General features: G+C 68.6%; 21 protein-coding genes. 8 read left to right on the top strand and 13 right to left on the bottom strand.

The window, feature by feature from the left end; genetic code table 11:
• Positions 1 to 22: 22 nt before the first annotated feature.
• The gene (locus QHF89_RS30795; RefSeq protein WP_136965424.1) at positions 23 to 904 is read left to right on the top strand and encodes a hypothetical protein; all 882 of its coding nucleotides are present in this window, start codon (positions 23 to 25) and stop codon (positions 902 to 904) included.
• On the opposite strand, the gene QHF89_RS30800 is transcribed toward QHF89_RS30795, so the two are convergent.
• Entirely contained in the window at positions 865 to 2,397 is a 1,533-nt protein-coding gene (locus QHF89_RS30800; protein ID WP_136965423.1) for a glutamate-cysteine ligase family protein, read from the bottom strand. The genes QHF89_RS30795 and QHF89_RS30800 overlap by 40 nt on opposite strands.
• A gap of 179 nt (positions 2,398 to 2,576) precedes the next feature.
• Positions 2,577 to 3,110: a DUF4920 domain-containing protein gene (locus QHF89_RS30805; RefSeq protein WP_136965422.1), complete on the bottom strand. Its 534-nt coding sequence runs from the start codon at positions 3,108 to 3,110 to the stop codon at positions 2,577 to 2,579.
• Positions 3,111 to 3,219: 109 nt separating this feature from the next.
• Here QHF89_RS30805 and QHF89_RS30810 point away from each other — a divergent pair, with 109 nt between their 5' ends.
• The 3 genes from QHF89_RS30810 (at position 3,220) to QHF89_RS30820 (ending at position 5,327) form a co-directional block, all read left to right on the top strand.
• Entirely contained in the window at positions 3,220 to 4,056 is an 837-nt protein-coding gene (locus QHF89_RS30810; RefSeq protein WP_136965421.1) for a hypothetical protein, read from the top strand.
• Positions 4,057 to 4,073: 17 nt separating this feature from the next.
• Complete coding sequence (locus QHF89_RS30815) at positions 4,074 to 4,724, top strand: deoxynucleoside kinase (RefSeq protein ID WP_136927373.1); 651 nt, start codon at positions 4,074 to 4,076, stop codon at positions 4,722 to 4,724.
• Positions 4,725 to 4,898: 174 nt separating this feature from the next.
• The gene (locus tag QHF89_RS30820) at positions 4,899 to 5,327 is read left to right on the top strand and encodes a response regulator (protein ID WP_284721135.1); all 429 of its coding nucleotides are present in this window, start codon (positions 4,899 to 4,901) and stop codon (positions 5,325 to 5,327) included.
• A gap of 25 nt (positions 5,328 to 5,352) precedes the next feature.
• On the opposite strand, the gene nadA is transcribed toward QHF89_RS30820, so the two are convergent.
• Together nadA and QHF89_RS30830 are read right to left on the bottom strand one after the other, a co-directional pair.
• On the bottom strand, positions 5,353 to 6,306 hold the full coding sequence (gene nadA / locus QHF89_RS30825) for a quinolinate synthase NadA (protein ID WP_136927375.1): 954 nt from the start codon (positions 6,304 to 6,306) through the stop codon (positions 5,353 to 5,355).
• A gap of 8 nt (positions 6,307 to 6,314) precedes the next feature.
• On the bottom strand, positions 6,315 to 7,247 hold the full coding sequence (locus QHF89_RS30830; RefSeq protein WP_136965419.1) for a 1-acyl-sn-glycerol-3-phosphate acyltransferase: 933 nt from the start codon (positions 7,245 to 7,247) through the stop codon (positions 6,315 to 6,317).
• A gap of 57 nt (positions 7,248 to 7,304) precedes the next feature.
• Here QHF89_RS30830 and QHF89_RS30835 point away from each other — a divergent pair, with 57 nt between their 5' ends.
• The gene (locus tag QHF89_RS30835) at positions 7,305 to 7,718 is read left to right on the top strand and encodes a hypothetical protein (protein ID WP_284721136.1); all 414 of its coding nucleotides are present in this window, start codon (positions 7,305 to 7,307) and stop codon (positions 7,716 to 7,718) included.
• Positions 7,719 to 7,767: 49 nt separating this feature from the next.
• Here the strand turns inward: QHF89_RS30835 and QHF89_RS30840 are convergent, their stop codons facing one another.
• Positions 7,768 to 8,430 carry a DUF4304 domain-containing protein gene (locus QHF89_RS30840; protein WP_136965417.1) on the bottom strand — a complete coding sequence of 221 codons (663 nt, stop codon included), beginning with the start codon at positions 8,428 to 8,430 and terminating at the stop codon, positions 7,768 to 7,770.
• Entirely contained in the window at positions 8,420 to 9,700 is a 1,281-nt protein-coding gene (locus tag QHF89_RS30845; RefSeq protein WP_136965416.1) for a hypothetical protein, read from the bottom strand. Before QHF89_RS30845 ends, QHF89_RS30840 begins: the two co-directional genes overlap by 11 nt.
• A 496-nt stretch (positions 9,701 to 10,196) precedes the next feature.
• Between QHF89_RS30845 and QHF89_RS30850 the strand changes: the two genes are divergently transcribed.
• Positions 10,197 to 10,970, top strand: coding sequence for a hypothetical protein (locus QHF89_RS30850; protein ID WP_136965415.1), 774 nt, complete (start codon positions 10,197 to 10,199; stop codon positions 10,968 to 10,970).
• Between the two features lie 37 nt (positions 10,971 to 11,007).
• On the opposite strand, the gene QHF89_RS30855 is transcribed toward QHF89_RS30850, so the two are convergent.
• The 5 genes from QHF89_RS30855 to QHF89_RS30875 form a co-directional block, all read right to left on the bottom strand.
• A complete protein-coding gene (locus QHF89_RS30855) occupies positions 11,008 to 11,448 on the bottom strand; it encodes a GNAT family N-acetyltransferase (RefSeq protein ID WP_136965414.1) in 441 nt (146 codons plus the stop codon).
• The gene (locus QHF89_RS30860) at positions 11,445 to 11,696 is read right to left on the bottom strand and encodes a prolyl oligopeptidase family serine peptidase (RefSeq protein WP_284721137.1); all 252 of its coding nucleotides are present in this window, start codon (positions 11,694 to 11,696) and stop codon (positions 11,445 to 11,447) included. The genes QHF89_RS30855 and QHF89_RS30860 overlap by 4 nt, the downstream gene beginning before the upstream one ends.
• 62 nt (positions 11,697 to 11,758) lie before the next feature.
• Positions 11,759 to 12,331, bottom strand: a complete 573-nt coding sequence (locus tag QHF89_RS30865) for a hypothetical protein (protein ID WP_136965412.1) — start codon at positions 12,329 to 12,331, stop codon at positions 11,759 to 11,761.
• A gap of 7 nt (positions 12,332 to 12,338) precedes the next feature.
• Positions 12,339 to 13,067: a hypothetical protein gene (locus QHF89_RS30870; RefSeq protein ID WP_136965411.1), complete on the bottom strand. Its 729-nt coding sequence runs from the start codon at positions 13,065 to 13,067 to the stop codon at positions 12,339 to 12,341.
• A 79-nt stretch (positions 13,068 to 13,146) separates the two neighbouring features.
• Positions 13,147 to 13,644 (bottom strand): cysteine hydrolase family protein, encoded by a 498-nt coding sequence (locus QHF89_RS30875; RefSeq protein ID WP_136965410.1) that lies wholly within the window; start codon positions 13,642 to 13,644, stop codon positions 13,147 to 13,149.
• 182 nt (positions 13,645 to 13,826) lie between these two features.
• Between QHF89_RS30875 and QHF89_RS30880 the strand changes: the two genes are divergently transcribed.
• The gene (locus QHF89_RS30880) at positions 13,827 to 15,221 is read left to right on the top strand and encodes an ABC1 kinase family protein (RefSeq protein ID WP_136927383.1); all 1,395 of its coding nucleotides are present in this window, start codon (positions 13,827 to 13,829) and stop codon (positions 15,219 to 15,221) included.
• Between the two features lie 15 nt (positions 15,222 to 15,236).
• Positions 15,237 to 16,286 carry a selenide, water dikinase SelD gene (gene selD / locus QHF89_RS30885; RefSeq protein WP_136965409.1) on the top strand — a complete coding sequence of 350 codons (1,050 nt, stop codon included), beginning with the start codon at positions 15,237 to 15,239 and terminating at the stop codon, positions 16,284 to 16,286.
• A gap of 6 nt (positions 16,287 to 16,292) precedes the next feature.
• Here selD and QHF89_RS30890 read toward each other — a convergent pair whose 3' ends face one another.
• Positions 16,293 to 17,780, bottom strand: coding sequence for a hypothetical protein (locus QHF89_RS30890; RefSeq protein ID WP_136965408.1), 1,488 nt, complete (start codon positions 17,778 to 17,780; stop codon positions 16,293 to 16,295).
• The gene (locus QHF89_RS30895) at positions 17,780 to 18,739 is read right to left on the bottom strand and encodes a PEGA domain-containing protein (RefSeq protein WP_136965407.1); all 960 of its coding nucleotides are present in this window, start codon (positions 18,737 to 18,739) and stop codon (positions 17,780 to 17,782) included. The genes QHF89_RS30890 and QHF89_RS30895 overlap by 1 nt, the downstream gene beginning before the upstream one ends.
• Positions 18,740 to 18,829 lie beyond the last annotated feature (90 nt).

Raw genomic sequence — 18,829 nt, forward strand, 5'->3', positions numbered from 1 at the left:
CTTCTTGATATCCTCGCCGCCGATGCGCACACGCCCGCGGCTCGGCCCCGCCCTCGCCCTCGCCACGATCACCCTCGCGACGCGCGTGAACGCGCAGCAACCGGGCGTGGCGCCCCCGCCCCCTCCGCCCCCGCCTTCCGCGACGAACCCGGCGCCGCCGCCGCCCGCGGTCCCCACGCCGCCCCAAGCCAATCCCTTCCCTGCGCCGCCCGCAGGCCCCCTGACACCCACGCCAGGGGTGCCGGCTCCACCGCCGCCGCCAGGATCGGCTGCGAATGGGGCTTCCCTTCCGCCGCCGCCGGCCCCGCCGCCGGGCGGCGGGCCTTACGCGCCTTACCCGCCCGGACCTTATGCGCCTTATCCGCCGGGGCCGTATCCGCAACCTCCCCCCAACGGGGCCTGGGGGCGAGGGTACGCGTTGCCCCTGCCCGGCTGGACCACGGAGGTCCCCACGCAGAAGGTGAAACGCTGGTATGGGTGGCAAACCTTGATTGGCGTGGTCGCGGGTGATCTCGTGGCGGTCGTCGGCCAGGGGAGCCCGATCACGTACCTCGGCCTTGCGGGGCACGTGCTCACGGGGCCCATCGTTCACTGGGCACACGGGCACGTCGGCAAGGGTTTTGCGAGCCTCGGCCTCAACGTCGGCCTTCCCCTCGGAGGCGGGCTCCTCGGGCTCATGGCCGGCGCGGGGACCGGGTACGAAGCCATCGGGTACGTCGCCATCGGGGCCCTCGTCGGATACGTCGCCGCACCCGCGCTCGACATGGCCGTTTTCTCGACGGAGACCGTGGAGGCGCCCCAGGAATCGGTGAAAGGCGCGCGCGCGATCCTGCCGAGCTCGGTCACGGTCGTGCCGATGATGGGTCAGGATCGGATGGGGCTGTCAGTCATGGGTTTGTTCTGAGCACCTCCCTCGACCGGCGCCCACGTATGCACGGGCTCGCCGGAGGCCGCGCGCTCCTCGTACTGGGCAAGCATCCGCCGCAACGCCTCCTCGTGTGAATGTCGGACCCGCAAAGCCGCGAGCGCCGCGCGTTGCCACCGCGCGCCGTTTTGTCCAGATCGTACCCGGGCGGCGAAGACATCGAGAAAGCGGTCGGCCTCGCTTTCGAGCACGCCCGCGCCCACGAGACCGCTCCGGGCGAGGGGCAGGAGGCGCTCGCATAACGTGACGACCGGGACCGCGCGGGGGGACGGGGCCTCGTCGCACGGAAACGGAACGACGGCGTCGAGGCCATGTTGCGCCGCTCGATGAAACGCGTGGCGCGCGAGTTCGAACGGATAGGCGGGCAAGAGGCGATCGACATCCGGGGCAAGGCCGAGCGTGGCGCCGAGGAGGAACGCGGCGCTCGCGAGCATGTCGACCACGGTGGGCCCGGCGGGCAAGGCGCGATATTCGATACGAAAATGGCCGCCGCTGCCCGGGTCGTAGACGGCGCGGTTCCAGCGCCAGACGGTGCCGTGGTGCAAACGGAGCTCGGCGAGGCCGGGGACGCCGCCCGAGGCGAGGGTTTGTCGGGGGTCCTCGCTCCCGAGCACGGGCAGGAGCGGGGCGTGGAGCCGGACGCTCTCGGCAAAAAGCTCGGCGGCCCCGTCGCGGGCCCAGCCATACCCGAAGGACACGCGCGACGGCGGGTGAAAGGCTGCCGGGGCGTCCAGACGATCGTCGACGACCTGGCGAAAGAGCGCGATGCGCGTCTCGTCCCAGAGGCGATGGCCGATCAGGATCGGCGAGTTGCACGAGGCGGCGAGGGCCGGGATCGTGGCGATCTGCGCCGCATTGTAATATCTGGAGAAACTTTGCGGCGGGACGCGGAGGTGGACCTGGAACGAGGTGCCGGCGCCCTCCATCGCGACGTCGTCCGTGTCGAGCGCGAGCGGGTCTTCGCCGTGAATGCGGACGTGAAAAGGGCCGCCGCGCAGGCGCCGGATGCGCTTGCCGAGGGCGCGATAACGGGGGACGTCGGTCAGCTCCGCGGCGGTGAGATCCTCGCGGCGCAGCGTGGGCAAGATGCCGATGGGCACGATACGCCCGCCCTGCTCCCGCGCCGCGCGCGTGATCTCCACGAGCGCGCCGGCGAGCTCGTCCGCGAGCGCCGTGAACGGGCGGCCGGCGAGCGGGCACGGGCTTGCGTTGAATTCGAGGTTGAACCGGTCGAGCTCGACAGTAAACCGTCGATCGACCGTGCGCGCGAGGACCTCGCGGTTCGCCGACAGCGGCAGGCCCGCCGGGTCGACCAGGAACAGCTCGAGCTCGGCGCCGACCGTGGCCGGCCCTTCGCCGAAGCCGGGGAGGTTTGCGAGGGTGCCGAGGACGTCGAGCTGCTCTTCGATCCGCTCGGAGAAACGAGCGAACTCGTCCTCGGTGAAATCGTCGCGCGTGATCAGGAGGCCCATGCCCTCCGAGCTTTGCGTTCACGCGCGGCGGGCGGGAGCGGGGGAGGCGCGATTCCCCTCGGGACGAGAGCGCCGACCTGTTCGGCGCTCTGCGAGATCGCGAAGCGAACTCGCCTCGGGGGGTGAATCGACCGGGCTTTGCCCGGGCGAGAGGGGGACGCGAGGCGTCCCCCTCGGGACTAATCGATGAACTCGATGCCCGTCGCCTCGATGTTCACCTGGGCCATCTTGGCGCTGCCGCCCTGACCGCAGCCGTCGTCGGCGCCGCAGACGCCCTTGTCGGCCTCGGGCGTGAGGACCTTGCCCTGGATGACGGCGCGGTGGCCCGAGCTGTCGCGCGGGACGAAGAAGCTGTGGCCCGCCATCTTGATGTGCGCCTTGCCCGTGGTGTCGGCGATCTCCATCCAGCAGCCCATCGACTTGCAGACCGCCGAGACCACGCCCTCGGTGCGCACCGTCTGCTCGGCGAACTTCGCGGGCTCCTTCGTCAGGTCCGTGAGCGCCGTCGTCTTCGTCTCCGTCACCGGCTGGCCGAACTTCTTCTGCGCGAGCGGCTTGATGCTCTCCGCGACCGCGCCCTGCGGCTGCCCGGGCACCTGCGTCGGCAGGGCGGCCGGCTGATCGGCCTGCGCGGGGGGCGCTTCGGACTTGTTGCAAGCCGCGACAAGAAGGGTGAGACCGGCGAGCGAAACGAAGAGCCGAGACGTGTGCATGGCGGGCGGAGTGTGCCGCAGATTTCGGGACCGTGCCAGAAGGGATCGAAACGACCAAAGCCGTGGTCGGTCGACCGAGGAGCCCGAACTTTGCTACAAGGGGCACGCGATGCGAGCACGGGTGAAGCGCCTCGAAGACCGACGGCGGAGAGGCCGACGTGCGCTCGCGTCCGCGGCCGCCATCACCCTCGCGCTCGGCGGGGTGATGGGGACGGCGCGCGGCGCGAGCGCGAGCGAAGAGGCGGCAGACGCGGCCGCGGCGCCGGCTGCGCCCGAGCCGCCGCCACGGCCGAAGGAGCTGCCTCCGCTCGACATCACGGAGCCGCCGTTCACACGCCACGTCGACTTCGGCGGCGGCGTGGCGCTCGTGCATCGCATCCCGAGCGGCGACACGGGCGTGCGGTATCCCGCGTCCGTCGGGATGGGGCTCTGGGCGCGGGTCGACATCACGCGGTACCTGCGCGCGAGCCTGTACGCGGTGCGCACGGAGCGCGACTTCAACATGCCTTCGGGCGCCCTCGGGCTCGTCGGGGATCCGGGGGATGCCGAGTTCTACACGTACTCGTTCGGCCTGCGGATCGCGCCGACGTGGCGCATCACGCCGCGGGCGCGGGCGTGGGTCTCGGCGGGCGCGGGCTGGGGGCGGCTCGAGCTCGGGCGGTTCTCGGTCGCGACGTCGGGGGGGAGCGTGTTTCCCGTGCGTGAGCGGGCTGCGTCGTTCGTGGAGATTCCGCTTGGCCTCGGCGCGTCGTTCGACGTGGTGCCGCGGTGGCTCGCGCTGGAGATCGAGACGACGGGCGCGTTTTACCCCGAGACGGCGCAACGAGGCCGTGCCTTCGAGGAAGAGCAAGCGATCGACGCTTCGGGGCGCCGCGTGACGGTGGGGCCTTTCCCCAGGTTTGCTGGGGGTTTCGTGACGACGCTCGGGCTTTCGCTCGTGCTTTGAGGGGAGCGGAGGACGAGATGGTCGAGAGCCGGCGGGATGGCGCGCGCCCCCGGATCATCGCGGTGGCTGGGAACATGGGAGCTGGGAAATCGAGCCTCGTGAAATGGCTCGAGCAGCAGTTCCGAATGGTGCCGTTCTTCGAGCCCAACGAGGAGAACCCGTACCTGTCCGACTTCTACGGGGACATGTCGCGCTGGGCGATGAGCTCGCAGCTCTTCTTCCTCGTCAAGCGCTTCCACATCCACCGCGACGTCGTACGCCGCGCGGCCGTGGATCCTCGGCCGATCGTGCAGGATCGGACGCTCTACGAGGACGCGGAGATCTTCGCCGCGCACCTGCACCGGGCCGGCTACATCGACGCCCGCGACTGGCAGATGTACGACGATCTCTATCGGACGCTGCGCGAGGAGATCCGGCCGCCGGACCTGATGATCTACCTCCGCTGCCCTCTGCCGACCCTCGTGCGGCGCATCCGCCAGCGCGGACGAAACTTTGAACGCAAAGTGCCGAAGAGCTACCTCGCCGCGCTCGACAAGCTTTACGAGGAATGGCACGCGCGGTACGATCTCTCGCCGACGATGGTCATCGAGACCGATCGACTCGACTACGTGGAGCGGCTCTTCGACAGGCTCGAGGTCATCCGCGCGATCGAGAAGCACCTCGGCTGAACATTTCGCCTGGCAGCCGCACCATTGCGTTCATTGCGACACGCGGCGTCAGTGTCAACCCATTGGCACTGGGCGACAAGTTGCCGCATGCTTGCTTTTGGCGCTTGCGCAATGTTCAGCGATGGGCGACCTAATGGGATTCCTGGAGTTTTCGTGGGGCTCATTGGCACGACGATGATGGGAACGACGGCGGGACATGGGGGATCCGCGCGGCGGACGCGCGTGTTGCTCGTCGACGACGAGCCGTTCATCGTGGCTTCGATCCGACGGCTCCTCGCGAACGAGCACGAGGTGACCGCGGTGTCGAGCGGGCACGAGGCGCTCGCGGTGGTGGAGGCGGGCGCGCGCTTCGACGTGGTGCTGTGCGACGTGCGGATGCCGGGGATGAACGGGTTCGAGCTCTATGAGCGGCTGCTCGTGACGGCGCCGGAGGTGGCGCGGCAGATCGTCTTCTTCACGGGCGCGGCGTTCACGAGCGACGTGCGCGCATTCTTCGCGCGCGTAGAGAACCTGCTCCTGGAAAAACCCTACGACCCGTCCGAGCTGCGCGCGCTCGTGCGCAAGCTGGCGACGGGCAAGCCCGACACGCCGACGAACCTTTGAGCACGAAGGGGGCGTCCGGGATGGCTCACGAGAGCGCGAGCATCCGGTCGATCGGCACACGCGCGCGCTCGCGCAGGTCGAGGGGCATCTCGATGCGGGGCTCGAGGTCGCGCAGCGCGAGGTAGACCTTCTCCATCGTGTTGAGGCGCATGAAGGGGCACTCGTTGCAGGCGCAGTTCTTCTCGGGCGGCCCTTCGAGAAACGTCTTGTGCGGCGAAGCCTTGCGCATCTGGTGCACGATGCCGCTCTCGGTCGCGACGATGTAGGCCTCCGCGTCGTCGGTCTGCGTGTACTTGAGCAGCGCGGTCGTCGAGCCGATGAACGCGGCCATGCGGAGGAGCGCCTCTTCGCACTCGGGGTGCGCGATGAGCTTGGCCGTGGGGTGTTGCTCGCGCAGGGCGATGATCTTGCGCAGGCTGAAGGTCTCGTGCACGACGCAGCTCCCCTGCCAGAGCCGCATCTTTCGGCCGGTCTTCTGCTCGAGCCAGCGGCCGAGGTTCTTGTCGGGCGCGAAGAGGATCTCCTTGTCCTCGGGGATCGCGCGGACGATCTTCTCGGCGTTCGACGAGGTGCAGATGTAGTCGCTCTCGGCTTTCACCTCGGCCGTGCAGTTGATGTACGTGATCGAGACGGCGTCGGGGTATTTCGCGCGCCAGGCGCGGAACCGGTCGACCGGGCAGCCGTCGGCGAGCGAGCAGCCGGCTTCGAGGTCGGGCACGACGACGATACGATCGGGGTTCAGGATCTTCGCGGTCTCGGCCATGAAGTGCACGCCCGCGAAGAGGATGACGTCGGCCGTGGTCTTCTTCGCCTGCTGGGCGAGCTGGAGCGAGTCGCCGAGGAAGTCCGCGAGATCCTGGATGTCGCCCTCCTGGTAGTAGTGGGCGAGCAGGACGGCGTTGCGCTCCTTCTTGAGCCGCACGATCTCGGCCTCGAGATCCAGACCCGGGTCGATCTTGCCTCGGACGGTTTCGCTCATCGTGGGCCTCAACGTAGAGGCTCCGCGGGCGCCGCGCCAGGGGGGCGCGGGACGGCGCGCGCGAGGCGTTCGAGGGCGAGGCGCAGGTGCGTGGAGGGCTCGGCGCCAAGCTCCGCGACGTCGAGCGCGGGGCCGATCGTGACACGCACGTCGACGTCGCCGAAGCCGGGGAGCGTGAGCTGGAGGAGCGGCACGAACGCATCGGTCAACCCCGCGCGGCCCGCGAGCGCGGAGGCGAAGGCGCGCGCGCGGAGCGAGACGACCCCCGAGACGATCACGGGCACGACGACGAGGTCGGGGCGTGCGCGCGCCGTGAGCGAGATGAGCGCGTCGAGGCCGGGTTGGAAGGCGTGGAGCGCGCTTTCGCCGGGAGGGACGAGGCGTGGATCGGGCTCGATGCGGCCTGCGGGGAAGTGCAGGAGCGTGCCGCCGCGCGTGAGGTGACGGGCGGCAGCGCGGAGCGCGAGGCCGGCGCGCGCGTCGGGCGGCGCGGAGAGGAGGTGCTTGCGGACGTGGGGCAAGGCGAAGAGCAGATCCCGCGCGGCGGCGATGACGGCGAGGTCGTCGCGGCCCACCGCCGAAAAGAGCGCGAGGGCGTCGTAAAGGCCGGGGTGGTTCGACACGACGAGGAGAGGGCCCCGCTCGGGCAGCGCTGCGCGTCGCGCGGTGAGGTCGTGCGGGCCGCCGGAGGTGTCGGCGAGGCGCGCGCGCACGCCATACCGAGCGAGCATGGCGAGCGAAGCGCGGCGGAGCGAGCCGAGCCGCGCGAGGTCGTCGTCGAAGGCGACGAGGTGTTTCGCGAGCGAGAGCGCCGCGGGGTGGAGGACGATCTCGGCTGCGCGATGGGCGAGCGGGCCGCGATCTTTCGCGAGGTGCCCGGCCATCTCGGCGCGCGCGATGTGGAGGATCTCGGCGAGGTCGGCAGAGCGCGCGGCGTTCACGACGCGCCCAAGATACTCTGGTTGCGGCGGCCGAGCGCGCTCGACATGATGCGTTTCATGCTCTCCGTTTCACGCCGTTTCGCCCTTGTCGTCATGCTCGCCGGAGCGGTGTTTACGCCAGGCTGCCGCGAGGCGGCGAGTCCGCCCCCGGGGGTCGAGGCCCCGGGGGTCGAGGCCCCGGGGGTCGAGGAGCCGAAGGCTGCGCCCGCGCCGAAGCAGGCCGAAGAGGGCGTCGAGACGCGCGAGGGCGAGCTTCATCCGAGCAAGGGATTCGGTTCGGTCGCCGATGTGTTGATCCCGCGCGACGACCTGAAAAAGCATCTCGGCGAGGATTGGCAGAAGACGACCGTGGGAAAACGCGTCCGCGTGCGGGGCAAGCTCCGGATTCACAAGTGCGGGCCGCAAGAGCAATGTCTCATCCAGGGCGAATTGCCCATTCTCACGCCGGATTCGATCGAGGTGCTCCCGTGAAGCAGACCACGAGCGCGCGCCCGCGGGCCGGCCCTCCGCAGCAAATGCGTCAGTCGTCGTCACACGAGAAGCGCGCGAAGAACGCCTCGTCGGTCTTGGCGCCATAACGCTTCTTGGTCTTCGACCGCTCCCGCTCGATGCATTCGCGACACTTGTCCTTGCACCCCAGCCGCTTCCAGAGGATCGCGGCATAGAAGAGCTCGAACGTATCTTCACGGGGATCGATGAAGCGGTCCTCCTTCCTTCGGGGCTGCGAGAGGAACTCCGCGACCGCGCGTTCGTCTCGAAACCGGTCGAAGAAGGGCAGGGCCGCGACCTCCACGAGCCTCAATAGCTCCTGTCCTACCTCGTCGTCCTTCTCGGGCCCATCGGAGGACGTGAGATGCCACCACCTGTCGCCCGTTGGTGTCAGCATTCCGGGCCTCACGTTCAGGATTCCGTCCGCGGCCTGAGGTGCCTTGGATTCGACGCTGCCTGGACCCCAGTAGAGAACTCTGACCCCCGGCACATGGATCCCACAATTCGTCGTGAAGCTGGACTTGCCGGCCGTGTTGATTTTGCCAGTCTCGTGGTTGAAGAGGTGCTGGACGCTCCCCAAGTCCCGCACGTACACGCTCCCTCGTTTCTTGAAGCCCGCCGCCTGGAGCGTGGGCGCGACCCAGGTCTTGAAGATGTGGCTCCTTCGGTCCCGCAGGGCTCGCTCAGGGGTCATAATAGATCACACGTCCCTTCTTTTTGAGAACTTCCTCGTACTTCTGCATCTGGCGTTTGCCCGCTTCTCTGCCCGTCGGCGTGTTCGGCTTGAGTTCAATCGGATGCCCTTTGGGCGTGACCGCGTCGGGTTTCACGTGCGTGCCACCCTCCACCTTGATATGCGGTTCGGATTTCCACCCCTCTGCCTGCTTCGCCTCGACCTTCTTCTTGAACTCCTCATGCACCTCCCGCCCCCGCGCCGCCGCCGGGTTCTCGCCTCCCCGCTTCGGTTTGGCCTGCGGTGGCGGGTCCGCCGCGCTCCCGTTGCCCCCCTGCCCTGACGCCGCGCCGTTCGGCTTCGCGCCGTTCGGCTTCCCGACCGGCTTGGTCCTCGTCTTGACCGTCGACTTTGGCGCGGGCTGCGGCGTGCTCGCTCCCCCACCGCTGCCACTCCCCGTTGACAACGACTGCCCATGGTGCTTCCCGGCGGGCTTCTTCTTGTCCTTCGGAATGAAGTTCTGGTGTCTCGCATGGCAAACGCCCGCGAGGCACTCGTAGGCGCGATCGAGCCGCGCGATCTCCTCCGGGGTTTGGCTCCAGGTCTCGTATTGCCATACCTCACCCGGCTGCACCTCGCTCGGGTCCTTCGGCACGGGCGCCTCGACCGGGTGCGGTCGATTCTCCGCGACGGCCGGCTCCCCGCCGGGCCGCTTGACCAGAATCCTCGTGCACGTACGTGAACCCGTGCCGCGGCGTTGCCGCGTCTGGCCTGGCTCCCGATACGCCGTGCACCGCTCCCGCTCCGGTGGTCTCGCAATCGGTCGCGGCAGCGGTTTTGGCAGCGGTTTCGGCGGCTCGGCGCGCCGGGCCTCGTCCTTCTTCTCTCCGCCCTCCTTCTCCTTCGCCGCGACCTTCTCCGGCGGGGGCGGCGGCGGCTTGTCGCAGGGGAGATGCTGGAACGCAATCCCCAAGAGCTTCCGGCTCTCGGACGGCGCGTGGGGATCATGAATATAAACAGCCTTGGCCTCGCGGCTCTCCAAGAGATCGTCGAGCGACAGGAACGTCGTTCGAGGCGTTCCGTCCCCCACGTCGTACCAATAACGGGCATTCGGGTCGACGTGGGGATGGCGCCGGCAGATGCGGAACACCCTTATTCCGTTCGGCGTCCTCTGCGCCCACGCCTGTGTATGCGCGCCTGTCGCGGCGCACCCGAGGAGCCCTATCGAGAGACCCCAAGCGACGAGCACGAGGAGCCAAAACCGAACAAAGCGGTTCGACAACCAGGCCATGGAAGTGGCCTTCCGTTTGCGCAAGGCCTCACCCGGCCACCCCCGTGGCGCCGTGCGCGGACCCGCGTTCTTCCTGGCGGTCCGTTCTGCAACAAGCCCCGACGCGGGGACAAGAGATTGCACGCCACCGCCCCCGCGCGGCAACGCCCTCCCCCGCGGAGGCATCCCCAAACCCCGCCACGGCACGCCATCCACGTGTGGCGGCACACCTTCTCCCCGCGAAGGCACGCTCGCTCTACCCGAAGGCAGGCCCTCGACGTGTGGCGGCACACGTCGAACACGTGAAGGCACGCGCCGACCGCAGGAATGCAGCGCGCCGACGGGTGAATGCAGCGCGCCGACGGGTGCATGCACGCGCGCGCTCCGCCGCGGCAGACGTCTCCGTCACAAAGGCACAATTTCAACCCATGAATGCGCGCTCGGCTTCGTCGAACGCTCGCGCTGACGGCGCCTTGACAACCTCAGAACCGCGCACATGCGCAGGTAGGACACGAACATGCCCCTCGATCTCACGACGATCTCCCCCAAAGGCCGCGACCGTTACCTCCGCATCGGCCGCGCGTACGGGTCCAGCGACACGCTCAAGCAGGCGAACAAGACCCTCCACGCCCTCGATTCGTACGCGTCGGCCCTCCTCGACTGCGGATTCGCCTCCGAGGACGTGGTGCTGCTCGAAGCCGCGCGAAATGCGCTGATCGACGCAGGCGTGGGGCGCGACGAGGCCGCCGGGAAAAAGAGGTCGACGAGCCAGGCTTATCTCGCCGCGACCACGGAAGCGAAGGCCGCGCGCGCACGCGCACGATCGGTCCTCGCAGCCGCGCACCGCGTGCTCGAGGACGCGGGGTACGAGGACACGGCGCGCACGGTGGAGACGGCGCTCGATCGCGCGAGCGTGTTGCCCGACGACGCGGAGAAGCTCGCGACGCAGCTCGACTCGCTTCGGACGACAATGAGCAGCGAGACCGTGGTCGAGGTCGCGAAGAAGCGCGGGGGGATGACGGCGTTGCTATCGCTCGCCGCGGCCGCCGCCTCGCTGCGCGCTGCCGCGGACGCGCGCGAGGGGACCGGCACGCAGCTCTCCACCGAGCAGATGGATGTCATCGACGGGATCATCGTGACCCTGTGCCGCTCGGCGAGAAACACCGCGCGGCTGGCGGCAGCTTCCCAATCGCAACCCGCGCTCCTCAAGGCATTCGCGCTCACCCACATCAAGCCGCCAAGCCGCGCCGTCGAGGATGACAGCGCGGACGACGCCCCCGCGACGGGCTGACCGGCTGCCCCTCTCCCGCCCCCCCCCGCGAGCGACTTCATCCCCATCGCAGCTCCATGACCCACCGGGGGTCCTTCTCGCCGAAATAATGCGGTTCCTCGCCGATGACCTCGAATCCGAGGTTCCGGTAAAGCGTCACGGCCGGATTGTCCGGGTGCACCGTGAGCTTGGCCGAGGACGTGCCGCGGGCCTTCATGGCCGCGAGCAGCTCGTGCATCAGCGCTTTGCCGATGCCGCGCCCCCGTGACGCGGCCCGAACGGCGAGGGAGAGGACCCACATGACGCCGGGCTCGTGCGAGGAGACGCCGAGGACGTATCCGTCGAGCGAGCCGTCTTCGCCGTCGGCCACGAAAAAGGTGTCGCCCCAGAGATCAAACGCCTGCCGGAAGAAAAAGTCCGGATAGACGTGCGTGCCGAAGACGTCGCGCTCGACGGCGAAGACGGCGTGGAGGTCGGAGATGCGGGGAGGACGAATCATTTGACCGTTCCGAATTTGCTCGTGTTGAAGGGGCCGATCGGGATTTGCTCGAAGCGCAAGGCGTTCACCATGCCCACGCGGATCACGGTGGCGCCGAAGAGGTCGGGCCGGCGGACGATCACGCCGCCGATCATGATGCCGCCGGCGCTCGTGCCCTGCCCGGCGAGGTGCGCGGGCGAGTCGAGCCGAACGAGGACGCCGGGGACCGGCGACGACGTCGGCGAAGCTCCGCCCCGCTGTCCTCGCAAAGGTCTTGACGACGGAGAGGCGCGCCTTGGAGAACTCGTCATCGAGCGCATCGAGCCTCTTTTCATTCTTCCGGCGTCGGAGGGGCCGCCTCGTCGAGCCGCCGGGTGCTTCGCTCCGGGCGGAGTTCTCCCCTTTGCTGGGCCAAGAGCGCGCCCCGGAGCTTCTCCAGGGTCTCCAGCTGGTCCTCGTAAAAGCCCGTGCGGCGCTGCGCCGCCTTGGCTTCCTCGAACCCACACTCGAGTTCGGCGATGAGGGGCTCGAGCACGGCGAGACCCTCCTCGGGCTTTTCGTCGTACGCGCAGCAATCCGCGTAAAACCAGGTCTTCATGCACCTGACGTGAATATTCGTGAAGCCGAGGCGAACAAGCTCGTTCCACGCCTCGCGGCAGACCTCAAAGGGCATGCGTTTTTCGTTCGCGAGCAAGAGGATGGCCTCAGCGACGCGTCGCCTCGTTTCGACCACGGCAAAGTCGCTGTCGCCTGCGCGCGCCACGAACTCCGCCTCGAGCTTTCGGTAGTCGTCGACGGCCTCGGCGAAAGTCCGGTTTCGGTCCAGCGATTTGACCAGGAGGGCGTCGTGCGCCTTCGCGAAATCCGAGAAGAGTTGAGCCGCTCTTTCTTTTTCCGTAATCATGTCGGTCCTAATGGTACCATTTGATATTCGGGTAGATGCACGACGCCCAGGACTCATCCGTCAATTCGATTCCCTTGGGCCATGTTCCCCTGCCCCTGCACAAATCATAGCACATGGCACATCTCTTATTGCCTTCGACATGCCCCGGCAAGTCTGCCAGAGGCGAGCCCAGGCAAGCGTTGAGATGGTCTTGACAGGACAGCGGGCCTGACTTCTTCCCAACCGTCTCCGCAATATCCTTGCTGAGCTCCAGCGAAGCGGCGATCACGATGACGACGGGGCCCGCTTCGATGATGAGGTCGGCGAGCGCAATGGCCACAGCCACGAGCACCCCGGGGTTACCGACGAGTCCACGCTCGGCCGGCGTCTGCCCGTTCGCAGGAGCGGGCGACTCGGACAGGCGCAGCTTGCGCAGCCTGAAGAGGTCCTCCGGGATGGTCATGACGTGCAACGCGATCCGCGTACAGCCCGCGAGATCCGCGTGGGGCACGCCCTTCGACTCCACATCGACCACGCGGCCCTCCTCGTCGACCTTCACCGTGTAGTCGAACGTGTAGTACCCCCCGCGAAGGTCGCCACCGAACTCATCGACGCATTCTCGCAAGCGCTCCGCGGTGGCGTCCGGTACGCGTGGGCCCTCGCTCATCGCCGAGTAGACAATCTTGGCCCCGCAGCCGAGCGGCACGAGCGCCGTCGTCGCGAAACCGAGGAGGCCGAGGGAGAGGAAGGTTCGCACACGCGGGGACGTCATTGCCGGGATGCGACCAAGATCCCCGGTTTCTGTCAACGCGGTGCGTGTCCGCCTTTACGTCCGATCAGCCGAGGACCTGCTTCAGCGCGCCATAAGAAATGACGTCGCTGATGCGCTCCACGAACGGAATGTTCTCCGCGACGCCGCTCGCGAGCGAGCCCCGAAGGAGGATCGGCGTGAAGTCGTGGTCGAGCGCGCCGCGATAGGTGGAGAGCACGCAATACTCGGCGCAATACCCGGTGAGGATGACGGTATCGACGCCGCGCTCGCGCAAGGCGCCCGCGAGCGGCGTCTTGTTGAACGAATTTCCGTACGTCTTGTGAATGTGCAGGTCCGAGGGGAGGACCTTCACGCTTTCGGGCACCTCGAAGCGCGTGGTGCCCGGGACCCGCTCGTCCTCTTCGCCGATGTCCTGCACGCAGACGACGGGCAGGTTTTTCGCGCGAAAGAGCGCGATGCCGGCATTGATGTACTCGATCGCGTTCGTCAGCGAGCGCGCTGTCTCGGGGCTTTCGTCGAAAAATTGCTTCTGTACGTCGATGACCAGGAGGGCAGGCTTCATCGGGAAACTCCTCGTCGCAGGCGCGTTCATGCGCGCCCGCGCACGGCAGGTGCGACCGTAGCGCGGCGGGACGAGGGTCGTCCACGGCACGATTTCCTCGGCGCGAGCAGCCATCTCCCTTGACGATGCTGGTCGAGCAAGCCCAAGTAACGCTTGCGGCACCCAAGGCGCCGCGCCCCCGCATGGCCGACGACAAGCCCAAGGACAAGCCGCCGACCTCTCGACTCGGCCGGATCGCGAGGCTCGCGAGCCTCGCCCCGCGCTCGATCCCCTTCGCCCTCGAAGGCGCCAAACGCGCGCTCTCGAAGAGCCCTCGCACCGAGGACGAGGAGGCGGCCGCGAAAGAGCGCATGGCCGCCGAGGTCAAGAAGACCGCCGAGGCGATGCTGAAGACGCTCGGCGAGATGAAGGGCCTGCCCCTGAAGCTCGGCCAGATGGCGAGCTACATCGACGGCCTCGCCCCACCCGGCCACGAGGACAAATTCCAGGCCGCGCTGAAAAAGCTTCAGGACAAGGCGCCGCCGCTCTCGGCCGAGTCCGCCGCGCAGATGATCCAGACCGAGCTCGGCGCGCCGCCCGAGGAGGTCTTCGCGAAGTGGGAGCGCGAGCCCTTCGCCGCGGCGAGCATCGGTCAGGTGCACCGCGCCGTCACGAAGGCGGGCGAGCGCGTGGCCGTGAAGGTCCAATACCCCGGGATCGACAAGGCGATCGAGAACGACCTGAAGAGCATCTCGCTGCTCGAGACGATGATCAAGCCGCTCTCGCGCAAGCTCAACGCGACGCAGACGCTCGACGAGATCCGGCAGGTCTTCCTGGCCGAGCTCGACTACGGCCGCGAGGCCGAGATGGCCGACCTCTTCCGCCGCCTCAACACGGACGAGCCGGACATCCTGATCCCCGAGGTCCACCACTCGCTGACGACGAGGCGCGTGATCACGACGAGCTTCGCCGACGGCGCGCCCTACGCCGACTTCTGCAAGGAAGGCAGCCAGGAGGCGCGCAACCGCGCCGGCGAGGCGATCTGGCGCTTCACGTTCCGGTCGATGCTCCGCTACGGCGTGCTCTACGCCGACCCGCACCCGGGCAACTACCGCTTCCTGCCGGACGGGCGCGTCTGGTTCCTGGATTTCGGCTGCGTGAAGATGCTGCCGCCCGACCTCGTGAACGACATGAAGCGCTACATGCGCGCCGCGCTCGACGGGGACTGGGTCGAGTTCGATCGCGCGTGCATCGAGGTGCTCGGCTACGACCCGAACGACGAGACCTGGGATCTCTACCGGAGCTACACGATGGAGCTCATGATGCCGCTCACGACGAAGGGCACGTGGGTCTGCTCGCGCGAGAAATCACGCGAGACGGTGCAGTTCCTGGCGCGCGGCATCAAGAGCCTGGCCTTCAAGGAAGGCGAGGCGATCCCGAACATCCCGCACGTGCCGAAGATGCCGCAGGACTTCACGTTCGTGAACCGCCTGCAATGGGGCCTCGCCTCGGTGATGGCCGGGCTCGGCACGGAGGCGTCGTTCCGCACCATCAGCGAGGGCTGGATCCGCGACGGCGTGCACCCCATCCCTGCGTAGGACGTCGAGGCAACCATGACCGTACGGCTCACCCAGGTCGCCAAGCGCGCGGGCTGCGCAGCGAAACATCCGCCCGGGTATCTCTTCCCGCTCCTCCGAGGTCTGCCGCCGATCACCGATCCCAACGTGATGATCGGGACGAGCACCGCCGACGACGCGGCCGTCTACCGGCTCTCCGCCGACACGGCGCTCGTGCTGACGACGGACTTCTTCACGCCCGTCGTCGATGATCCGTACGACTTCGGCGCGGTCGCCGCGACGAACGCGCTCAGCGACGTGTACGCGATGGGCGGCAAGCCGCTGACGGCGCTGAACCTCGTGGGCTTCCCCGACGAAACCCTCGACGCCTCGATCCTCGCGGAGATCCTGCGCGGCGGGGCCGAGAAGGCGCGTGAGGCGGGGATCGATCTCGTCGGAGGTCACACGATCAAGACGGACGAGCCGATCTATGGGCTCGCCGTGACGGGCGTGGTGCATCCGGATCGCGTGGTGTCGAACGCGGGAGGTCGTCCGGGTGATCTGCTCGTGCTGACGAAGCCGCTCGGGATCGGGATCCTGACGACGGCCGCGAAGCAGAACAAGGACACGCGCGGCGCGATCGGGAAGGCGATCCAGCTCATGTCGACGCTGAACCGCGGGGCCTGCGAGGCGATGACGGCCGTAGGCGTGCACGCGGCGACGGACGTGACGGGCTTCGGGCTGCTCGGGCACCTGCGGAACGTGGTGGCCGCGAGCGGATGCGGCGCGACGGTGTGGCTCGACGCGGTGCCCGTCGTGGAGGAGGCGTGGGCCTACGTGAAGGAAGGCATCGCGCCCGGCGGGACACACGCGAACTGGCGCTTCCTGAAGGATCACGTGAGCTACGAGGACGGGATCGACAAACCCGCCGAGCTCGTGCTCTCCGACGCGCAGACCTCGGGCGGGCTGCTCATCGCGGTGGAGCCGGCCCGCGTGGACGCGCTCGTCAGGGAGCTCGAAGCACGCGGCACGCCGGCGCGGGCGATCGTGGGCAGGCTCGACGACGGGCCGGCCGGGAAGATCCGCGTCGCCGCGACGCGAACGTAGTCCGCGTCAGGGCGAGAGCGCGAAGACGAAGCCGTCGTCGCCGTTCGGGCCGCTGTTCGTCAGCCCCTTGTCCGCGGACAGCGACAGAGAGCGCCTGAACCAGCCGCCGACGAGAACCCGCTCCTCGTTGTCGAAGCCGACGGTGGTCGCGGCCTGGTCGTCGTCCGCGCCGAAGCCCTTCCCCCACAAGACCTGCCCTGCCGCGTCGAGCTTCAGGACGAACACGTCGCTCGGCGACCCGCCGCTCTGGACGTTGATGACCGCGTCCTCGTCGTAGAACTCGAGCATGCCCCGGTACTCGCCGCCGACGACGATCTCGCCGCTCGGCGCGACCGCGATCGATCGGCCGGTCTGGTTGCCAAACGAGCCGAAGCGGCGGCTCCAGAGGTGCTGGCCCGTGGCGTCGAGCGCGAGCACGAAGAGATCGGTGCCGTCCCGGCTCTTCAGCGTGGCGCCACCGCCGAGGTCGAACGCGCCCGCGAACTCGCCCGTCACGAGGATCTCGTTCGACGGACCAATCGCGAGGCCGTACGCGCGCTGATCCTCCGCCGGGCCGAAGGTCTTTCCAAACACGCAGGAGCCGTCCGGCGCGAGCCGCACGACGAACGCGTCAGAGCCGCCGTACTGCGGAAGCGTGCAGCCCGAGAACGTGAGCGTCTCGGCCATGTTGCCCGCGACGACGATGTCGCCGCTCGGCATGACCTCGACCGACGCGCTCGGGTTTTTCACGTCGTCGCTCGCCGCCCTGCCGACGCGCTGGTGCCAGAGGTGCTTGCCCGCAGAGTCGAGCTTGACGACGAAGATGTCGGTGCCGGGGTCCGGCGCGCTCGGGACGCCGTCGCCGAAGTCGACGGTTCCTCTCACCACGCCGACCAGGATCACGTTCCCCTCCGGATCGAGCGCGACGTCGGTCACGAACTGCGTCTCCGCGTCCCCGACCCGGTAGACCCACTGAGCCACGCCTTCCGGTTTGAGCTTCACCGCGTACGCGTCGACCCCGCCGAACGGGTTCGCCGTGTGGCCGTCGACGGAGAGCAGCCCGTCCCACCCGCCCGCGAGGACGACGCTGCCGACCTTGTCGACGGCCACCGTGGTCCGGTACTGCTCGGAGGGATCGCCGATGTGCTTGCCCCACACCACGTTGCCCCCGACGACGGACATCTTCACGACGGCGATGTCGAACGCCCCCGTGGTCATGTACGGGGCGCCTTCGAGGTTCGGGATCTCGAGCTGATTGTCGAAATCCACGACGGCGAAGACGTGGCCCTCGTCGCGCAGGACGGCCATGTCGCGGACGCTCTGGTTCGAGTCGATGCCCGTTTGGCCGAAGCTCTTCTGCCAGACGAGATCTCCGCCCTCGCGCCCGCCGCCGCCGGTCGTGGTGTTGGGGACCCGGGTCCCCGGCTGGGCGTCCTCGGCCGCGCATCCTGGCGCGCCGATCGCCGCGAGCCCGAGGGCCAGCACGAGGAGAGCTCTGCGATCCGTGCGGTCCATCAGAAACGACCTCCGATCCCCGCGCCCGCGCCGTCCGGGCCGACCCACGGCCATGTCGTGAGCTTCGCCGTGCGCGACGCGCCCGTCTTCGGCGCCGTGACGAACCCGACGACCGCCGCCGAGAGCGCCGCGACGCCCCCGATGCCGAGCCCGATGAAGAGGGCGTTGCTGCGGTTCTTGCGCGTGTTGTCGGGCGCGGGGTCGTAAAACGTGAGCGGCGGGCAGTTCTTCTGGACGTCGCCGTCGCAGATGCCCGACTGCTTGCCCTCGATGTAGGCCTGATCGATCCGGAACGCGGCCGCGCCCGCGAGGAGCGCGACGCCGGCGCCCCCGGCCGCCCATGCCCAGATCGGGATGCGCCGGCCTCCCGCGGCCTCTTCGTCGGTGCGCAGCGCGATCACGACGTCGAGGACCTTGCCCTCGGCGACCTCCACGGTCTGCGTGAACGGCTCGTAACCGGGTGCGTCGGCGCTGATCGACTGCGGGCCTGGATCCACGGGGATGACCGTGCCGAGCATCGCGACGGGCACATCCTTGCCGTTGTGCGTGACGCGCAGCCCCGGGGGCGCGCTGCCGCTGACGGCGATCTTGATGCGCGGCAGGCGCGGCTCGATCTTCGCGAGCCCCTTCTGCGCCACGTCCTCGAGCGCGCGCTTGCGCTCCTCCCCTTGGGTCTCGCGGTTCAGGATGATCGCGCGCTGGTAGGCCGACCACCCGAGCGCGAGCTTTCCTTCATGCTCGTAACATCGCGCGATGTTGAGCAGGGTGCTCGCCGCGGGGTAGAGGATCATGCTCGCCTCGAACTTGGCGCAGCCCTCCTTCCAGTTGCCGCGATCGAGCAGATCCCGGCCCGCCTGAAAGAGCGCGGCCGCCGCAGGATCGGGGACGGACGCGCTCTGCGCCTGCGCGACACGAGGCGGCGCCGCGACGAGCGACGCTCCGAGGCACGCGAGGAGCACGGATCCGACGCGCGCACGTCGAGCGCCCGCCGAGCGGGTTTTCCGCGGGGAGCGAGCGACGTCTGTGCACGACAGCGCAGCGGGATCGCG

The sequence above is a fragment of the Polyangium sorediatum genome (genome assembly GCF_029946465.1).
GTDB lineage: Bacteria > Myxococcota_A > Polyangia > Polyangiales > Polyangiaceae > Polyangium > Polyangium fumosum.

What these genes read in the sequence shown, in the direction of transcription:
- QHF89_RS30815 (WP_136927373.1), top strand. Translation starts at nt 4,074, where the DNA reads ATGGTCGAGAGCCGGCGGGATGGCGCGCGCCCCCGGATCATCGCGGTG.
- selD (WP_136965409.1), top strand. Translation starts at nt 15,237, where the DNA reads ATGACCGTACGGCTCACCCAGGTCGCCAAGCGCGCGGGCTGCGCAGCG.
- QHF89_RS30820 (WP_284721135.1), top strand. Translation starts at nt 4,899, where the DNA reads ATGATGGGAACGACGGCGGGACATGGGGGATCCGCGCGGCGGACGCGC.
- QHF89_RS30850 (WP_136965415.1), top strand. Translation starts at nt 10,197, where the DNA reads ATGCCCCTCGATCTCACGACGATCTCCCCCAAAGGCCGCGACCGTTAC.
- QHF89_RS30865 (WP_136965412.1), bottom strand. Translation starts at nt 12,331, where the DNA reads ATGATTACGGAAAAAGAAAGAGCGGCTCAACTCTTCTCGGATTTCGCG.
- nadA (WP_136927375.1), bottom strand. Translation starts at nt 6,306, where the DNA reads ATGAGCGAAACCGTCCGAGGCAAGATCGACCCGGGTCTGGATCTCGAG.
- QHF89_RS30810 (WP_136965421.1), top strand. Translation starts at nt 3,220, where the DNA reads ATGCGAGCACGGGTGAAGCGCCTCGAAGACCGACGGCGGAGAGGCCGA.
- QHF89_RS30875 (WP_136965410.1), bottom strand. Translation starts at nt 13,644, where the DNA reads ATGAAGCCTGCCCTCCTGGTCATCGACGTACAGAAGCAATTTTTCGAC.
- QHF89_RS30855 (WP_136965414.1), bottom strand. Translation starts at nt 11,448, where the DNA reads ATGATTCGTCCTCCCCGCATCTCCGACCTCCACGCCGTCTTCGCCGTC.
- QHF89_RS30845 (WP_136965416.1), bottom strand. Translation starts at nt 9,700, where the DNA reads ATGGCCTGGTTGTCGAACCGCTTTGTTCGGTTTTGGCTCCTCGTGCTC.
- QHF89_RS30795 (WP_136965424.1), top strand. Translation starts at nt 23, where the DNA reads ATGCGCACACGCCCGCGGCTCGGCCCCGCCCTCGCCCTCGCCACGATC.
- QHF89_RS30800 (WP_136965423.1), bottom strand. Translation starts at nt 2,397, where the DNA reads ATGGGCCTCCTGATCACGCGCGACGATTTCACCGAGGACGAGTTCGCT.
- QHF89_RS30805 (WP_136965422.1), bottom strand. Translation starts at nt 3,110, where the DNA reads ATGCACACGTCTCGGCTCTTCGTTTCGCTCGCCGGTCTCACCCTTCTT.
- QHF89_RS30890 (WP_136965408.1), bottom strand. Translation starts at nt 17,780, where the DNA reads ATGGACCGCACGGATCGCAGAGCTCTCCTCGTGCTGGCCCTCGGGCTC.
- QHF89_RS30835 (WP_284721136.1), top strand. Translation starts at nt 7,305, where the DNA reads ATGCTCTCCGTTTCACGCCGTTTCGCCCTTGTCGTCATGCTCGCCGGA.
- QHF89_RS30880 (WP_136927383.1), top strand. Translation starts at nt 13,827, where the DNA reads ATGGCCGACGACAAGCCCAAGGACAAGCCGCCGACCTCTCGACTCGGC.
- QHF89_RS30840 (WP_136965417.1), bottom strand. Translation starts at nt 8,430, where the DNA reads ATGACCCCTGAGCGAGCCCTGCGGGACCGAAGGAGCCACATCTTCAAG.